Origin of the sequence: Mycobacterium sp. MOTT36Y (genome assembly GCF_000262165.1) — a bacterium.
GTDB classification, from domain to species: Bacteria; Actinomycetota; Actinomycetes; order Mycobacteriales; family Mycobacteriaceae; genus Mycobacterium; species Mycobacterium intracellulare.
In genome coordinates this window covers 1,119,518-1,134,321 of sequence record NC_017904.1, presented here as the reverse complement: position 1 = coordinate 1,134,321, position 14,804 = coordinate 1,119,518, and the positions used below count along the sequence as shown (strand labels likewise).

The 14,804-nt window shown below is 67.8% G+C and carries 12 protein-coding genes; 7 read left to right on the top strand and 5 right to left on the bottom strand.

The features are described 5' to 3' along the window. Positions 1 to 15: 15 nt before the first annotated feature. Entirely contained in the window at positions 16 to 1,014 is a 999-nt protein-coding gene (locus W7S_RS05600) for a 4-hydroxy-3-methylbut-2-enyl diphosphate reductase (protein WP_008254378.1), read from the bottom strand. Between the two features lie 89 nt (positions 1,015 to 1,103). Here W7S_RS05600 and W7S_RS05595 point away from each other — a divergent pair, with 89 nt between their 5' ends. The 4 genes from W7S_RS05595 to W7S_RS05580 all read left to right on the top strand — a co-directional run bounded on the left by W7S_RS05595 (position 1,104) and on the right by W7S_RS05580 (position 4,368). Then, entirely contained in the window at positions 1,104 to 1,703 is a 600-nt protein-coding gene (locus tag W7S_RS05595) for a lipid droplet-associated protein (RefSeq protein WP_008254377.1), read from the top strand. Further along, complete coding sequence (gene xseA / locus W7S_RS05590) at positions 1,700 to 2,947, top strand: exodeoxyribonuclease VII large subunit (protein WP_009953445.1); 1,248 nt, start codon at positions 1,700 to 1,702, stop codon at positions 2,945 to 2,947. The genes W7S_RS05595 and xseA overlap by 4 nt, the downstream gene beginning before the upstream one ends. Beyond that, entirely contained in the window at positions 2,937 to 3,206 is a 270-nt protein-coding gene (locus W7S_RS05585) for an exodeoxyribonuclease VII small subunit (RefSeq protein ID WP_008254374.1), read from the top strand. Before xseA ends, W7S_RS05585 begins: the two co-directional genes overlap by 11 nt. A gap of 61 nt (positions 3,207 to 3,267) precedes the next feature. Continuing rightward, complete coding sequence (locus tag W7S_RS05580; protein ID WP_036428590.1) at positions 3,268 to 4,368, top strand: NAD-dependent epimerase/dehydratase family protein; 1,101 nt, start codon at positions 3,268 to 3,270, stop codon at positions 4,366 to 4,368. Here the strand turns inward: W7S_RS05580 and W7S_RS05575 are convergent. After that, positions 4,365 to 5,909, bottom strand: a complete 1,545-nt coding sequence (locus W7S_RS05575; protein ID WP_008254370.1) for a carboxylesterase/lipase family protein — start codon at positions 5,907 to 5,909, stop codon at positions 4,365 to 4,367. The two genes, W7S_RS05580 and W7S_RS05575, sit on opposite strands and share 4 nt — an antisense overlap. Before the next feature lie 58 nt (positions 5,910 to 5,967). Then, on the bottom strand, positions 5,968 to 9,189 hold the full coding sequence (locus W7S_RS05570) for an amino acid adenylation domain-containing protein (RefSeq protein WP_369751746.1): 3,222 nt from the start codon (positions 9,187 to 9,189) through the stop codon (positions 5,968 to 5,970). A gap of 220 nt (positions 9,190 to 9,409) precedes the next feature. Here W7S_RS05570 and W7S_RS05565 point away from each other — a divergent pair, with 220 nt between their 5' ends. Continuing rightward, the gene (locus tag W7S_RS05565) at positions 9,410 to 10,681 is read left to right on the top strand and encodes a glycosyltransferase (protein ID WP_014381969.1); all 1,272 of its coding nucleotides are present in this window, start codon (positions 9,410 to 9,412) and stop codon (positions 10,679 to 10,681) included. Positions 10,682 to 10,688: 7 nt separating this feature from the next. On the opposite strand, the gene W7S_RS05560 is transcribed toward W7S_RS05565, so the two are convergent. Beyond that, on the bottom strand, positions 10,689 to 11,486 hold the full coding sequence (locus W7S_RS05560) for a dienelactone hydrolase family protein (RefSeq protein WP_008254365.1): 798 nt from the start codon (positions 11,484 to 11,486) through the stop codon (positions 10,689 to 10,691). Between the two features lie 12 nt (positions 11,487 to 11,498). Further along, entirely contained in the window at positions 11,499 to 12,200 is a 702-nt protein-coding gene (locus W7S_RS05555) for a DUF4245 domain-containing protein (RefSeq protein WP_008254364.1), read from the bottom strand. Positions 12,201 to 12,255: 55 nt separating this feature from the next. Between W7S_RS05555 and glpX the strand changes: the two genes are divergently transcribed. Both glpX and W7S_RS05545 read left to right on the top strand, forming a co-directional pair. Further along, positions 12,256 to 13,335: a class II fructose-bisphosphatase gene (gene glpX, locus W7S_RS05550; RefSeq protein WP_026071430.1), complete on the top strand. Its 1,080-nt coding sequence runs from the start codon at positions 12,256 to 12,258 to the stop codon at positions 13,333 to 13,335. 34 nt (positions 13,336 to 13,369) lie between these two features. Beyond that, complete coding sequence (locus tag W7S_RS05545; RefSeq protein ID WP_008254358.1) at positions 13,370 to 14,776, top strand: class II fumarate hydratase; 1,407 nt, start codon at positions 13,370 to 13,372, stop codon at positions 14,774 to 14,776. The last annotated feature ends 28 nt before the right edge of the window (positions 14,777 to 14,804 follow it).

Here is a 14,804-nt window from a genome sequence, read left to right as displayed (position 1 = left end):
GCGGTCCAAGCCCCGTCAGCGGGCTGAGCGGATCTCGCGCGGCAGCGCGAACACGAGGGTCTCCTGCGCGGTGGTGACCGGTTGCACCAGGTCAAAGCCGCACTCGGCGAGCCGCTCGAGCACCCCTTGCACCAAGACCTCGGGAACGGACGCCCCGGACGTGACGCCGACGGTGGTGACGCCCTCGAGCCAGGCCGGGTCGATGTCGTCGGCCCAGTCGACCAGGTGGGCCGCGGCGGCCCCGCCGCCCAACGCCACTTCCACCAGGCGCACCGAGTTCGACGAATTGCGCGACCCGACGACGATCACCAGCTCGCACTCCGGCGCCATCGCCTTGACCGCAACCTGCCGGTTTTGGGTGGCATAGCAGATGTCGTCGCTCGGCGGGTCCTGCAGCTTGGGGAATCGTTGCCGCAGCCGTTCGACGATTTCCATGGTCTCGTCGACCGACAGCGTGGTCTGGGAGAGCCACACCACCTTGTCCTCGTCGCGGACCGTCACGTTGTCCACGGCGGCGACCCCGTCGACCAGCTGCACATGGTCGGGCGCCTCCCCGGCGGTGCCGACGACCTCCTCGTGGCCCTCGTGGCCGATGAGCAGGATGTCGTAGTCGTTGCGGGCGAATCGCCGGGCCTCGTTGTGCACCTTGGTGACCAGGGGGCAGGTGGCGTCGATGGTGTGCAGGTTGCGTTCGGCGGCCGCCGAGTGCACCGAGGGGGCGACGCCGTGCGCGGAGAACACCACGATGGCGCCTTCGGGCACCTCGTCGGTCTCCTCGACGAACACCGCACCGGCCTTTTCCAGCGTGCTGACCACGTGCCGGTTGTGCACGATCTCGTGACGCACATAGACCGGCGGCCCGTGCTTTTCCAGCGCACGCTCCACGGTCTCGACGGCCCTGTCCACGCCCGCGCAGTAACCGCGCGGCTCCGCCAGGAGCACGCGCTTGCGGGTCGGGGGGACGGCGACCGAGCTGGCTGCGCCGGGAATCCCCATGTCGACGGTCGAGGGCATGTCCCCCAGGGTACGTTCTGCCGACACGGGGCTGCCAGCTCGCGGCGGCGGGCTTGGAGTTAGCCGCCGCTTAAGGCAATCTTGGACCCATGGCTACTGCACCGTATGGGGTTCGGCTGCTGGTCGGCGCGGCGACGGTCGCCGTTGAGGAGACCATCAGGCTGCCGAAAACCATCCTGATGTACCCGATGACACTGGCCAGTCAGGCGGCGCACATCGTGATGCGCTTCCAGCAAAACCTCGCCGAGCTGGTGATCAAGGGGGACAGCACCCTCGAGTCGATTTTCCCGCCCAAGGACGAGAAGCCGGAATGGGCGACGTTCGACGAGGACGTGGCCGACGCGATCGACGGGGCTTATGCCACGGTGACCGACGGCGGCGAGGGCGAACGCCGGGCCGAGGGACGGTTCGCGCTGTACTCGGTGGCCGACGCGCACGAAGATGCCAGCGCGCTGACCAAACCCGCCCGCCCATCGAAGAAGCCGGCGGCCGGCGCGTCGGTCTCGCAGCCGGCGGTGGCCACCGAGCTGGACTACTCGGCGCTGACGTTGGCCCAGCTGCGGGCCCGTCTGCAATCGCTGAGCGTGGATGAACTCGAAGACCTGCTGGCCTACGAGCAGGCGACCAAGGGCCGCGCCCCGTTCCAGACGTTGCTCGCCAACAGGATCACCCGCGCGAACGCGAAGTGACCCGAGCCAATACGTCCGAACCGAATTCCGCGGAAAACCCTTTTCCGGTGCGCGCGGTGGCGATCCGGGTGGCCGGCTGGATCGACAAGCTGGGCACCGTCTGGGTGGAGGGTCAGCTCGCCCAGGTCTCGATGCGGCCCGATTCCAAGACCGTGTTCATGGTGCTGCGTGACCCCGCCGCCGACATGTCGCTGAGCGTGACGTGCCCGCGCGACCTGGTGCTGAATGCGCCGGTGAAATTGGCCGAGGGTACGCAGGTGGTGGTGTGCGGCAAGCCCTCGTTCTACACCGGTCGCGGCACATTTTCGTTGCGGCTCAGCGAGATTCGCGCGGTGGGGGTCGGAGAGCTGCTGGCACGCATCGATCGGCTGCGCAGGCTGTTGGACGCCGAAGGGCTCTTCGATCCGCGGCTCAAGCGCCCAATCCCCTTCCTGCCCAACATGATCGGCCTGATCACCGGCCGGGCGAGCGCGGCCGAGCGCGACGTGAGAACGGTGGCGGCGGCCCGCTGGCCTGCGGTGCGTTTCGCGGTGCGCAACACGGCGGTCCAGGGGCCCAGCGCGGTTGCGCAGATCGTCGACGCCCTACGTGAGCTCGACCGCGACGCCGACGTCGACGTCATCGTCCTCGCCCGCGGCGGCGGCAGCGTCGAGGACCTGTTGCCGTTTTCCGACGAGACGCTGTGCCGCGCGATCGCGGCGTGCCGCACCCCGGTGATCAGCGCCGTCGGCCACGAACCCGACAACCCGCTGTGCGATCTGGTCGCCGATCTGCGTGCGGCCACCCCGACAGACGCGGCCAAAAAGGTGGTTCCCGACACCGCGGCCGAACAGCGGCTGATCGACGACCTGCGCCGGCGCAGCGCACAGGCGTTGCGCAACTGGGTATCTCGCGAGCAACGTGACCTGGCCCAGATACGCAGCCGCCCGGTGCTCGCCGAGCCACTGACGGCGCTGAAGGCACGCGCGGAGGAGATTCACCGCGCCCGGTCGGCGATTCGCCGCGACATCACCCGGCTGGCCGCCACTGAAACCGAACGGATCGGCCATCTGAGCGCGCGGCTGGCGACGCTGGGCCCGGCGGCCACATTGGCGCGCGGCTATGCGGTCGTGCAATCGGTCGGTCCCGCCGAGAGCCGGGTGCTGCGTTCGGTCGACGACGCGCCGGCGGGCACCCGCTTGCGGGTGCGGGTGGCCGACGGCGCCGTGGCCGCCGTCAGCGAGGGGCCGGCCGATGGCCCGTAAGAATGACGCCGGGGAGGGCCCCGCCGAGCCGGAGGGGACCGAATCCATTACACCTATTAGTCAGCTGGGCTACGAAGCGTGCCGGGACGAACTGATCGAGGTCGTGCGGCTGCTGGAGCAGGGCGGGCTGGACCTCGATGCGTCGCTGCAGCTATGGGAACGAGGCGAACAGCTGGCCAAACGCTGCGAGGAACATTTAGCTGGCGCCCGCAAGCGGATCGAGGACGCGCTCGCCTCCGGCGACGCCGACGACGCCTGAGACCCGCAACATCGGAGGGCTGCGTTGAAAGATTTTTTCCGAACTGGAACACGTTTCAGTTATGATTTCGCGCATGGGTGATGCATCTCTGACGGCCGAGCTCGGCCGCGTCCTGGTCACCGGGGGGTCCGGATTCGTCGGCGCCAACCTGGTGACCACCCTGCTCGACCGCGGGCATCAGGTCCGCTCGTTTGACCGCGCCCCTTCGCCGCTACCGGAGCATCCCCAGTTGGAGGTGCTGCAGGGAGACATCACCGACACGGCCGTGTGCGCCCGAGCGGTCGACGGCATCGACACGGTGTTTCACACCGCGGCGATCATCGACCTGATGGGCGGCGTGTCGGTGACCGAGGAGTACCGCCAGCGCAGCTTCGGGGTCAACGTCGGGGGCACCGAGAACCTGGTCCGCGCCGGGCAGGCCGCCGGGGTGCAGCGCTTCGTCTACACCTCGTCGAACAGCGTCGTGATGGGTGGCCAGAACATCGCGGGCGGCGACGAGACGCTGCCCTACACCGACCGGTTCAACGATCTGTACACCGAGACCAAAGTGATCGCCGAGCGATTTGTATTGGGCCAGAACAACGTTGACGGCCTCCTGACGTGTGCGATTCGGCCCAGCGGCATCTGGGGCCGCGGCGACCAGACCATGTTCCGCAAGCTGTTCGAGAGCGTGATCGCCGGTCACGTCAAGGTGTTGATCGGCCGCAAATCGGCCCGGTTGGACAACTCCTACGTGCACAACCTGATTCACGGTTTCATCCTGGCGGCCCAGCATCTGGTACCCGGCGGCACCGCACCCGGTCAGGCGTACTTCATCAACGACGCCGAGCCGATCAACATGTTCGAGTTCGCGCGGCCGGTGATCGAGGCCTGCGGCGAGAATTGGCCCCGCGTCCGGGTGAACGGCCTCGTGGTGCGCGCGGCGATGACGGGTTGGCAACGGCTGCATTTCCGGTTTGGGATACCCGCGCCGCTGCTCGAGCCACTGGCCGTCGAGCGGCTGTACCTGGACAACTTCTTCTCGATCGCCAAAGCGTCTCGCGACCTCGGCTATCAACCGCTGTTCACCACGGAGCAGGCGCTGTCGGAATGCCTGCCATACTACGTGGGCATGTTCGAGCAGATGAAGCGAGACGCGTTGACGGCCAAGGCATCCGGTTAGCGAAAGCTCACCATCTCGCTGCCCCAGGCGGCGCGGATGTTCGCGTCGACGTCATGGGCGAGGGTGTCCTTCTTGCCGATGAGCAGGCAGGCACGATCGGTCGCCCGGTAGCGCGGCCATTCCGGCTCACCGGCGGTTCCCGCGGGCGCGCCGTGCGCGGCGAAGTTGATCCATCGGGTGCGCACCCTCTTGGAGACCGCCTTGGCGGTTCTGGTGCCGCCGAGCTTCAGCGTGGGATCCTTGGGCGCACCGAGAGTCCCCCAGACGTAAGGCAATTCGGTGGCGTGCGCGGCCCTGACCGTCAGCAGCTTCAACAACGGGGTGGAGTAGTCGAACCGGTACAGGTAGACCGGTGCCGCGTGGGCGTGTCCCTCGGCCAGCCACACCGAGGGCATCCTGAAGCCGACGTCGGTGGCGATGCTCAAACTCCGCGCCTTGCGCCGCAATCGCGAATACGCCGAGCCGATCTCCTCCTCGGTGGGCAACTGCAAATCGGGTTGCTCGGCGGCGATCTGGTTGAACATCGAGGTGATCGCGCTCGGGGTGATCGGCATCAGCGGCGAGCGCATCAGCCGGAAGAGTGCCGCCTCGTGTTTGTTGGTGCCGATGATCAGCGGGACCGGGTGGGTGCGGCCCTCCTGCGCCAGCTTGACCGGGTAATCGCCCAGCACGTCGCCATCGACGATCGGCACGAACGCCAGCGTTCCCGGGTTGCGCGCCGGCACTTCGTCGAACACCTCTTGCGACGCGGCCAGGATCGCCGCCATCGGCATGTCGACCAACCGCTGCACCTCCGACGGGGCGATGCCCAGTTTGCCGAGGAAGGCTTGGGTGACCCGGTGCGCGCGGTCGCGGTCGTACACCGAGGTGGCCGGCGAGCTTTGCGCGATCGCGCCGGCGAACAGGCCGTCGGCTGCCGGGCTGGCCAGCAGCGTCGTGACGATGCCCGCCCCGGCGGATTCACCGAACAGCGTGACCCGGTGCGGATCGCCGCCGAAGGCGGCGACGTTGTCGCGCACCCACTCCAGCGCCGCGAGCGCGTCGCGCAGCCCGACGTTCGAGTCGAACCGTCGCCCCGCGGTGTCCAACGACGTCAGGTCGAGGAAGCCGAGCACGCCGAGCCGATAGTTGACCGTCACCACGACGACGTCGCCGTGGCTGACCAACCTGCTGCCGTCATAGAGCGTCTGGCTGCTCGATCCCAGGACGTAGGCGCCGCCGTGCAGCCACACCAGGACCGGTTTGGCGTCCCCGGGCCGGGTCTCAGAGGATGCCCAGACGTTGAGCCGCAGGCAGTCCTCGCCCTGCGGTGCGCCCAGATCCAGCGGCATGTTGGGAAAGACCGGCTGCGGGCAGGCCGGCCCGAACACGGTGGCGTCGGCGATCTCGGTCCAGCGCTCGGGCGGTTGCGGCGCCCGAAAACGTAAGTCGCCCACCGGCGCCGCCGCGTAGCGGATGCCCTTCCACGCCTTGACGCGGCCGTCGTCGACGCCGCGGACCGGGCCGTTGCTGGTTTCGACCACCAGGTCGTCGATCGCCATGCGCGTGCACAATCTCCCGAGTGAGCTCAACAGGGTCGTTCGCCATTATCGTCGACGATCAGGCCGACGGTGCCGGCTCACCGCCGCCACCGTGCCGCACATGCGCGCAGATGCCGGTCAGTGCCTCGAACAACAGCCGGTTCAGCCGCTGGATCTGTTCCTCGTCCAGTGCCGAGGGTGCCCACGTCCATGTCGTGTGCAGGCGCTGGCCGGTACCGGTATCCAGGAGGGCGGCGTTGAATTCCACGGTGTGGCCGAGCGGCGTGGGTATCGCCGACGCCGCGGGGATGGTCGCCATGGCGTCCTCGTCGACCCGCCAGAGATGTTCGGACAGAACGGCCGCATCGGCGTCAAACCGCCCGAGGTAGTTGAATTCGATGGTCGGCTCCGAACCAGCCAGTCCCACTTCGGGATTCAAATAGCGCAGGAGACCGTAGGTCAGACCGTCAGGCATGGCGCGAAGCCGTTGCAAAGCGGCCGCGATCAACGGCCCCAGCGCGGCCCCGCCGGCGGCTACGTGCGCCCACGGCAATTCACCCACCGTCAGCGCCACCGGGTACTTACTGGTGAACCATCCCACGGTGCGCGACAGGTCGACGTCGCGCCGCAGTTCTTCGGCGCGGCCGTGACCTTTGACGCTGATACCGATCGGTGCGCCGGCGGCGCCGAGGAATTCGTTCCAGGCCAACCCGAACGCGATCAACAGAACGTCTTGCACCCCAGCGTGAAACGCGACCGACACCTCGCCCAGCAACTGGTGAGTGGTCTCGATATCCAGCGTCGCCAACAGGTGACCAGCGCGGGCGTAGGTGTCGACCGCCGGTCGCACCGCGGGCAACGCGGCGGGCGTCGCCAGCAATTGGCGCCATGCGTCGGCCAGATCCACGACCGCCGGGCTGCGCGCGTGCTCACTCAGTATCGCCGCCCACCGCGCGAACGATGTTCCACCAGTGGGCAATTCGACCGGCTGCCCGTGGTGATGTTGCGCCCATGCAATGTTCAAGTCTTCGAACAGGATTCGCCACGACGGCACATCCACGGACAGGTGGTGAATCATCAACGCCAACTGGCCCGTGTTCGGCACCCACAACGCGGTGAACATCGCCCCGGTCGCCGGATTCAACCGTGACCGCGCGGCCACGAGCGCCTCGTCGGACAGCGCATCCACCGACTGCAGGCAGGCGCGGGCGTCCACGGCCCCTACCTCGGGTACCCACAGCGACCAATCCCCGTTCCCGGTGTCCGCGGCGCGCAGCCGCAGCATGGCGTGGCGGTCCAGCAGGGCTTGCAGCACGACGACGACGTCGGCCTCGGTCACTCCGGCGGGAGCTTGCAGCACCACCGTCTGGTTGTACTCATCGACCGGACCGTCAAAATCGTGTAGCCAGCGCATGATTGGGGTGGCCACCACCGCACCGACGCCCTCGTCGACCTCCGCCGCCTCGCCATCGAGCAAGACGGCCACCTGCGCAAGCCGGGCCACCGTCTGCTCGACGAAGACATCGCGCTGTCGACACGCCACACCGGCCGCGCGCGCCCGGGCCACCACCTGCATCGACAACACGCTGTCCCCGCCCAGGTCGAAGAACGAGTCGTCCACGCCGACCCGATCGACACCGAGGACCTGGGCATAGATGTCGGCCAGGACCTGCTCGACCGCGTCTCCCGGCGCGCGGTAACGGTCGGCGTCCCGGTACTCCGGTGCCGGCAGGGCGCGTGTGTCGAGTTTGCCGTTGACCGTCAGCGGCAGAGCCTGCAGCCCCACGACCGCGGCCGGCACCATATATTCCGGCAATCGATCCGCCAGTTGCGCGCGCACCTTGACCGGATCGGCGGTCCCGGTGACGTAGCCGACCAGGCGCTTGTCGCCGGGACGGTCCTCACGGGCGATCACGGCCGCCTGCTCGACGCCGTCCAGCGCGCCGAGTGCCGCCCTGACCTCGCCCAGCTCGATGCGATATCCGCGGATTTTCACCTGCTCATCCGCGCGGCCCACATACTGCAGCTCACCGTCAGCGTCCCAGCGCACCAGATCGCCCGTGCGATACATACGTTGACCGGGCGCCTGGGCATCGCCGAACGGGCACGCCACGAACCGCGACGCCGTCAACCCGGACCGGCCCCAGTATCCGGAGGCCACTCCCGCACCGGCCACATACAGCTCACCGACGGCGCCCGCCGACACCCGACGCAGGAACTTATCGAGCACGAAGAAGGCGAGATGCTCCAATGGCACGCCGATCGGGCTGACGCTGTTCTCGACGTCGCGGACGGCGAGCTCCCGGAACGAGGCGTGCACCGTCGTCTCGGTGATGCCGTACATGTTGATCATCCGTGGCGACCCCGGATGATTACGGAACCACGACGCAAGGCGTTGCGGTTCAAGCGCTTCGCCGCCGAAGACCACCGTCTGGAGGTTCAGCTGCCCCATCTCGGAGTGCAGCGCGTCGGCGGTCTGCAGCGCGTGGAACGCCGACGGGGTCTGGCTCAAGACGCTGACCTGTTCGCGCACGAGCAGTGCGTGGAATTCTTCCGACGAACGCACGACACCGTCGGGCACGATCAGCAGCCGAGCGCCGTACAGAAGCGGAGCCCAGATTTCCCAGACGGAGTAGTCGAAGGCCAGGGAATGGCATTGCGTCCACACCTGTCCCCGCGCCAGTTCGGCGTCGAGTGACTCGAGGAGCCGGGTCACATTGCGGTGCGTGACGGCCACGCCCTTGGGCATGCCGGTGGTGCCCGAGGTGTAGACGATGTAGGCGAGGTTGTCGGCGGTGGGGGCCGGCAACGCGGCAGCAACTCCGGCGTCGATCGCGGGGTCGTTGATGTCGATGACGGGCACGTCCGAGGTGTCCACCCGCAGACGCAGGTCCGCGGTGGTGATCACGGCGATCGGGGCAGCGTCACCGAGGACCATCCCGAGGCGCGCGTCGGGGTGCGCCGGATCCATCGGCACGTAGGCCGCCCTGGTCTTGATCACGGCCAGGACCGCCACGATCGCCTCGGCGCAGCGCGGCAGCAGCATCGCCACACGCTCGCCGGAGGCGGCGCCGCGGTCAACGAGCAGGTGCGCCAATCGATTAGATGCCGCGTTCAGCTCGCCGTAGGTCATCGAGCGGCTCCCGCACGTGATCGCTACCGCCTCCGCGTCGCGGGCCACCTGCGCCGCGAACAATTGCGGAATCGAGACCGGCGTGCGGGCCGGCTGTGCGAGCACCGCTCGGTTGCCCCATTCGTCGAGCTGGCTGTGTTCATCGGCATCGAGTAGGTCGATCGACAATAACCTCTTGGCCGGTTCGGCCGCCGCGGCCGCCGGTAACGCGCCGCCATCAGATTCCATTTTTACCGTTCACACGCCGAGAGAGCTGCCATAGAGTGCAGCGATATTAGGCACACTGATTTCCTCAGCCCCCTGGACGACATCGTGAAATGGTCCGAATTGTACTCAGAGATAACGTGACCCGTCCCGGTTTCACTCGATTGAAAGTTTGAGATCCGTCATGAGATTTGCGCTGGCAAGCTATGGAACTCGAGGCGATATCGAGCCTGCTGTTGTTATCGGCCGCGAACTGCAGCGCAGAGGGCATGATGTGTGCATCGCAGTCCCGCCCGATTTGGTCGGCTTCGCGCAATCGGCCGGCCTGTCCGCGGTGCCCTACGGGGCGGAGACGAACGCCTGGATGGACGCGTTTCGCACCTTCACCACGACGCTGTTCAGCAGGTTCTGGAGGGTTCGGGACATATCGCGGTCTGGGCTCGAAATCAAGAAGGTCACCGACCAGTCTTGGGCGCACATGAACGAGACATTGAAGTCGTTGGCGGAGGGGGCCGACGTGGTACTCGCCGGGCAGACCTATCAGGAAATCGCCGCCAATGTGGCTGAATACCATGGTCTTCCGTTGGTTACCCTGCACCATGTTCCGATGCGTCCCAACGGCCAGGTTGTGGCGATCTTGCCGGCACCGGCCTCTCGCTTCGCGGTGCGGGCGTTCGACTGGCTGACGTGGCGCCTGAGCAAAAAGCTCGAGGACGCGCAGCGCGGCGAACTCGGCCTGCCGAAGACAACGTCTTCCTCACCGCGACGAATTGCCGCATTGAGAGCCTTGGAAATTCAGGCATACGACGAGGTTGCCTTCCCGGGATTGGCGGCCGAATGGGCGAAATGGCGGCGCCAACGGCCCTTCGTGGGCGCGCTGACGATGGAGTTGGCGACGGGCGCCGACGACGAGGCCGCATCGTGGATTGCCGCGGGAACACCGCCGATTTTCTTCGGCTTCGGCAGCATGCCGGTGGAATCTCCGTCCGACACGATCGAGATGATCAGCGGGGCGTGCGCGCAGTTGGGCGAGCGGGCGTTGATTTGCGCCGGCTGGAGCGACTTCGACGACGTCCCGCATTCCGATCACGTCAAGGTGGTCGGCGCGCTGAATTACGCGTCCATCTTTCCCCTGTGCCGGGCCGCCGTGCACCACGGCGGATCGGGCACCACCGCCGCAAGTCTGCGTGCCGGAATTCCCACCCTGGTCCTGTCCGTGGACGGCAATCAGATCATCTGGGGAGCCCAGGTGAAACGCCGCCTCAAGGTGGGCACCCACCGCCGCCTATCCGCCACCACCCGGGAATCGCTCGTCGCAGACCTGCGCCGAATCTTGGCGCCGGAGTACGCAATCCGAGCTCGCGACCTTGCCGCCCGGATGACGACACCCGCCGAAAGCGTCGCCAAGGCAGCAGATCTCGCCGAGAATTTCGCCAGTTCGAGGCGGTCGGCCTAGCGGACCGCTAGGTGAGCCGCTCGGTGAGGAATTGGACCACGCGTTTACGGGCCTCGTAGGCGGGGTGTCCGTCGATTTCACGGACCTCATCGGTCAGCACCGAATGCGCCGCCTTGCCGAAGCCGTGCTGGTTGGTCGGGCCCGAATCGATGTCGATCACCTCGAACGCGTCCCCGAGGCGCTCCTTGAGCGTCGCGAACCGCTCGCCCGGCGACAGTTTGTCCTCGCTGAATCGTAATCCCATGGCGCACAAGCCGTCGGTGGCGCAGCGGTCGGCCACGGTGGTCAGCTCGGACTCGCTCAGGCCGGGGTCGCGGCGCCGAGCGGCGCCGAGCGGGAACGGCACCGACGGCTGCGACAGTACCGGGGCCAGCACGCTGTCGTCGACCGCGGCGGCCAATGCGAATCCCCCGGTGAAACATTGGCCGATCACGCCGACGCCCTTGCCGGGAGTCGAAGCGTTGAGGTCGCGCGCCAGCGCGCGCAGGAACGCCGACACCGGCCGCTGCTTGTTCAGCGCCAACGCCGCGAATTCCCTTGCCACACAGGCTCGCCCGATGGCGCCGACGAGGTAACCGGCCGTCTTGGCACGGCCCGGCTCGCCGAACAGCGACGGGATGGCGACGGTGAAACCGTTGTCCACCAGGTGATTACCCAAGCCCAGCACGCCGGGATGTATTCCGGGCAGCTCAGGGATCAGCACCACACCGGGGCCGGCGCCCTTGCGGTAGACGTCGTGAGTGTAGCCGCCACCGCTGAACGGCGCCGCCGACCACCCGGACAGATCGGCCTCCGGTGCACCCATGCGAGTCCCCTTCTATCGGCTCGTCGGCAGCGGCGGCTGCGATTGCGTCGCCGAGGCCAGCGTACGAAACTGATCGCTGCTTCCGGCGCCGGTTATCGCGATCTGCGTCGCGCCGCCCGGGCCGCTTAGCCGGGTCGTCCACACGGCTTCGGCGTCCGCGCCGCTTTCGCCGGACCCCTGATAGACGACCCAGTTGGTCCCGCTGACGTCGACCGCCCCGGTGGGATACGCCGACGGATGGATCGAGTTGATCAGCTTGTCCTCGTCGGCGTTGCTCTGGGTCAGGCTCAGATACATGCCGCTCGGGCTGATGTATCCGACCACCGAGATGGGCGCGTTCACGCGTTGACCCGTCGCGGGGTCGGATCGCCCGTTGGGGATGCCGCCGCGGTGCCCGGAGTTGGCCTGCCAGCCGCCGGGCAACTGCGGTTGGCGGATGGGAAAGCCGAGCGTCGCCGCGTCCGCCCGCAGGGCCGCCGCGGCGTCATAGGACGGGATGGGGCCCCTGCGGCTGTCGAGCTGAAACGAACACATGCCCAGCAGCCCGGCCAGCACCACGCAGCCAATGACCAGCGGAATCAGGGACCAGAACATGTCCCGGCCGTCCTGCAGCAGCCGAGGCTTCGCCGGCCTGGGCGCGGGCCCGGCGGCCGGGGCCGGCTCGTCGGCCACAGAGCCGTCCGAGCTGGCATTCAGCGGCGGCTTCTCGGTCATCCCCCGAGTATCCCAGTTCCAGCGGACCGATCCGCTTCTGGGACAATCAGCAACCATGACAGTTGAGGGCGACCGCTCGTCCACCGCCAATGGCCGAGCTCCAGCGCAAGCGCGGCCGCGCGGTGAGGCTCCAGACCGCAACCTGGCCTTGGAACTGGTCCGGGTCACCGAGGCCGGCGCCATGGCGGCCGGACGCTGGGTAGGCCGCGGCGACAAAGAGGGCGGTGACGGCGCGGCCGTCGACGCGATGCGCGAGCTGGTCAACTCGGTGTCGATGCGCGGCGTGGTCGTGATCGGCGAGGGTGAGAAGGACCACGCGCCGATGCTCTACAACGGCGAAGAGGTCGGCAACGGGGACGGCGCGGAGTGCGACTTCGCCGTCGATCCGATCGACGGCACCACACTGATGAGTAAGGGCATGCCCAACGCCATCTCCGTGCTGGCGGTGGCCGACCGCGGCGCGATGTTCGACCCGTCGGCGGTCTTCTACATGAACAAGATCGCCGTCGGCCCCGAGGCGGCGCACGTGCTCGACATCACCGCGCCGATCGCCGAGAACATCAAGGCCGTCGCGAAGGTGAAGGCGTTGTCGGTGCGCGACATGACCGTATGCATTCTCGACCGGCCGCGGCACGCCCAGCTGATCGAGGACGTCCGGGCCACCGGGGCCCGCATCCGGCTGATCACCGACGGCGACGTCGCGGGCGCGATCTCGGCCTGCCGGCCGCACTCGGGCACCGACATGCTGGCCGGGATCGGCGGTACGCCGGAAGGCATCATCGCGGCCGCCGCGATCCGGTGCATGGGTGGCGCCATCCAGGCGCAGCTGGCCCCCACCGACGACGAGGAACGCCAAAAGGCCATCGACGCCGGCTATGACCTCGATCAGATCTTGACCACCGAGGACCTCGTGTCCGGCGAGAACGTCTTCTTCTGCGCCACCGGGGTCACCAACGGCGACCTGCTCAAGGGCGTGCAGTACTACCCCGGCGGCTGCACCACCCAGTCGATCGTCATGCGGTCGAAATCGGGCACCGTCCGCATGATCGAGGCCTACCACCGGCTTTCGAAGCTCAACGAATACTCCGCCATCGACTTCACCGGCGACAGTTCTGCCGCCTATCCCCTGCCCTGACCGCCAGATCGAAGAACGAGGAAGCCAGCACTCTATGGCCACGGATGACACCGAGTACCGCATCGAGCACGACACCATGGGCGAGGTCCGCGTCCCCGCAAAAGCGTTGTGGCGCGCGCAAACCCAGCGCGCGGTCGAGAACTTTCCGATCTCGGGCCGCGGGCTGGAGCGCACCCAGATCCGCGCCCTGGGCCTGCTGAAGGGCGCGTGCGCGCAGGTCAACAAGGACCTCGGGCTGCTGGCCCCGGAGAAGGCCGACGCGATCATCGCCGCGGCCGCCGAAATCGCCGACGGCCGCCACGACGACCAGTTTCCGATCGACGTCTTCCAGACCGGTTCGGGCACCAGCTCCAACATGAACACCAACGAGGTGATCGCCAGCATCGCCGCGGCCAACGGCGTCACGGTGCACCCGAACGACGACGTCAACATGTCGCAGTCGTCGAATGACACCTTCCCCACCGCGACCCACATCGCGGCCACCGAAGCCGCCGTGCGCCACCTCATCCCGGCGCTCGAGGTGCTGCATGACGCGCTGGCGAGCAAGGCCCGCGAATGGCACACTGTGGTCAAGTCGGGCCGCACCCACCTGATGGACGCCGTGCCCGTGACGCTCGGCCAGGAATTCAGCGGGTACGCCCGCCAGATCGAGGCCGGCATCGAGCGGGTGCGCGCCACGCTGCCGCGGCTCGGTGAGTTGGCGATCGGCGGCACCGCGGTGGGCACCGGCCTCAACGCTCCCGACGGCTTCGGCGCCAAGGTCGTCGAAACGTTGGTTGCCTCCACCGGCCTGAGCGAATTGCGCACGGCGGCAAACTCCTTCGAGGCCCAGGCCGCGCGCGACGGCCTCGTCGAGGCGTCCGGTGCGCTGCGCACCATCGCCGTGTCGCTGACCAAGATCGCCAACGACGTCCGCTGGATGGGCTCGGGCCCGCTGACCGGCCTGGCCGAGATTCAGCTGCCCGACCTGCAACCGGGTAGCTCGATCATGCCCGGCAAGGTGAATCCCGTTCTCCCCGAAGCAGTTACGCAGGTGGCCGCGCAGGTGATCGGCAACGACGCCGCGGTCGCGTGGGGCGGCGGCAACGGTGCGTTCGAGCTCAACGTGTACATCCCGATGATGGCCCGCAACATCCTCGAGTCGTTCAAGCTGCTGACCAACGTCTCGAAGCTGTTCGCGGAGCGCTGCATCACCGGCCTGGCGGCCAACGTCGAGCACCTGCGCGAGCTCGCCGAGTCGTCGCCGTCCATCGTGACGCCGCTGAACTCGGCGATCGGATACGAGGAGGCCGCCGCGGTCGCCAAGCAGGCCCTCAAGGAGCGCAAGACGATTCGCCAGACCGTGATCGACCGCGGCCTGATCGGCGACAAGCTGTCGATCGAGGAGCTCGACCGCCGGCTCGACGTGCTGGCCATGGCGAAGGTCAAGCCGGAAGACTAGGCCCGACCGTCACGCGGCGACGGTGTCG

What these genes read in the sequence shown, in the direction of transcription:
- W7S_RS05575 (WP_008254370.1), bottom strand. Translation starts at nt 5,909, where the DNA reads ATGGCGATCGACGACCTGGTGGTCGAAACCAGCAACGGCCCGGTCCGC.
- W7S_RS05555 (WP_008254364.1), bottom strand. Translation starts at nt 12,200, where the DNA reads ATGACCGAGAAGCCGCCGCTGAATGCCAGCTCGGACGGCTCTGTGGCC.
- W7S_RS05545 (WP_008254358.1), top strand. Translation starts at nt 13,370, where the DNA reads ATGGCCACGGATGACACCGAGTACCGCATCGAGCACGACACCATGGGC.
- glpX (WP_026071430.1), top strand. Translation starts at nt 12,256, where the DNA reads ATGACAGTTGAGGGCGACCGCTCGTCCACCGCCAATGGCCGAGCTCCA.
- W7S_RS05595 (WP_008254377.1), top strand. Translation starts at nt 1,104, where the DNA reads ATGGCTACTGCACCGTATGGGGTTCGGCTGCTGGTCGGCGCGGCGACG.
- W7S_RS05600 (WP_008254378.1), bottom strand. Translation starts at nt 1,014, where the DNA reads ATGCCCTCGACCGTCGACATGGGGATTCCCGGCGCAGCCAGCTCGGTC.
- W7S_RS05580 (WP_036428590.1), top strand. Translation starts at nt 3,268, where the DNA reads ATGATTTCGCGCATGGGTGATGCATCTCTGACGGCCGAGCTCGGCCGC.
- W7S_RS05560 (WP_008254365.1), bottom strand. Translation starts at nt 11,486, where the DNA reads ATGGGTGCACCGGAGGCCGATCTGTCCGGGTGGTCGGCGGCGCCGTTC.
- W7S_RS05565 (WP_014381969.1), top strand. Translation starts at nt 9,410, where the DNA reads ATGAGATTTGCGCTGGCAAGCTATGGAACTCGAGGCGATATCGAGCCT.
- W7S_RS05585 (WP_008254374.1), top strand. Translation starts at nt 2,937, where the DNA reads ATGGCCCGTAAGAATGACGCCGGGGAGGGCCCCGCCGAGCCGGAGGGG.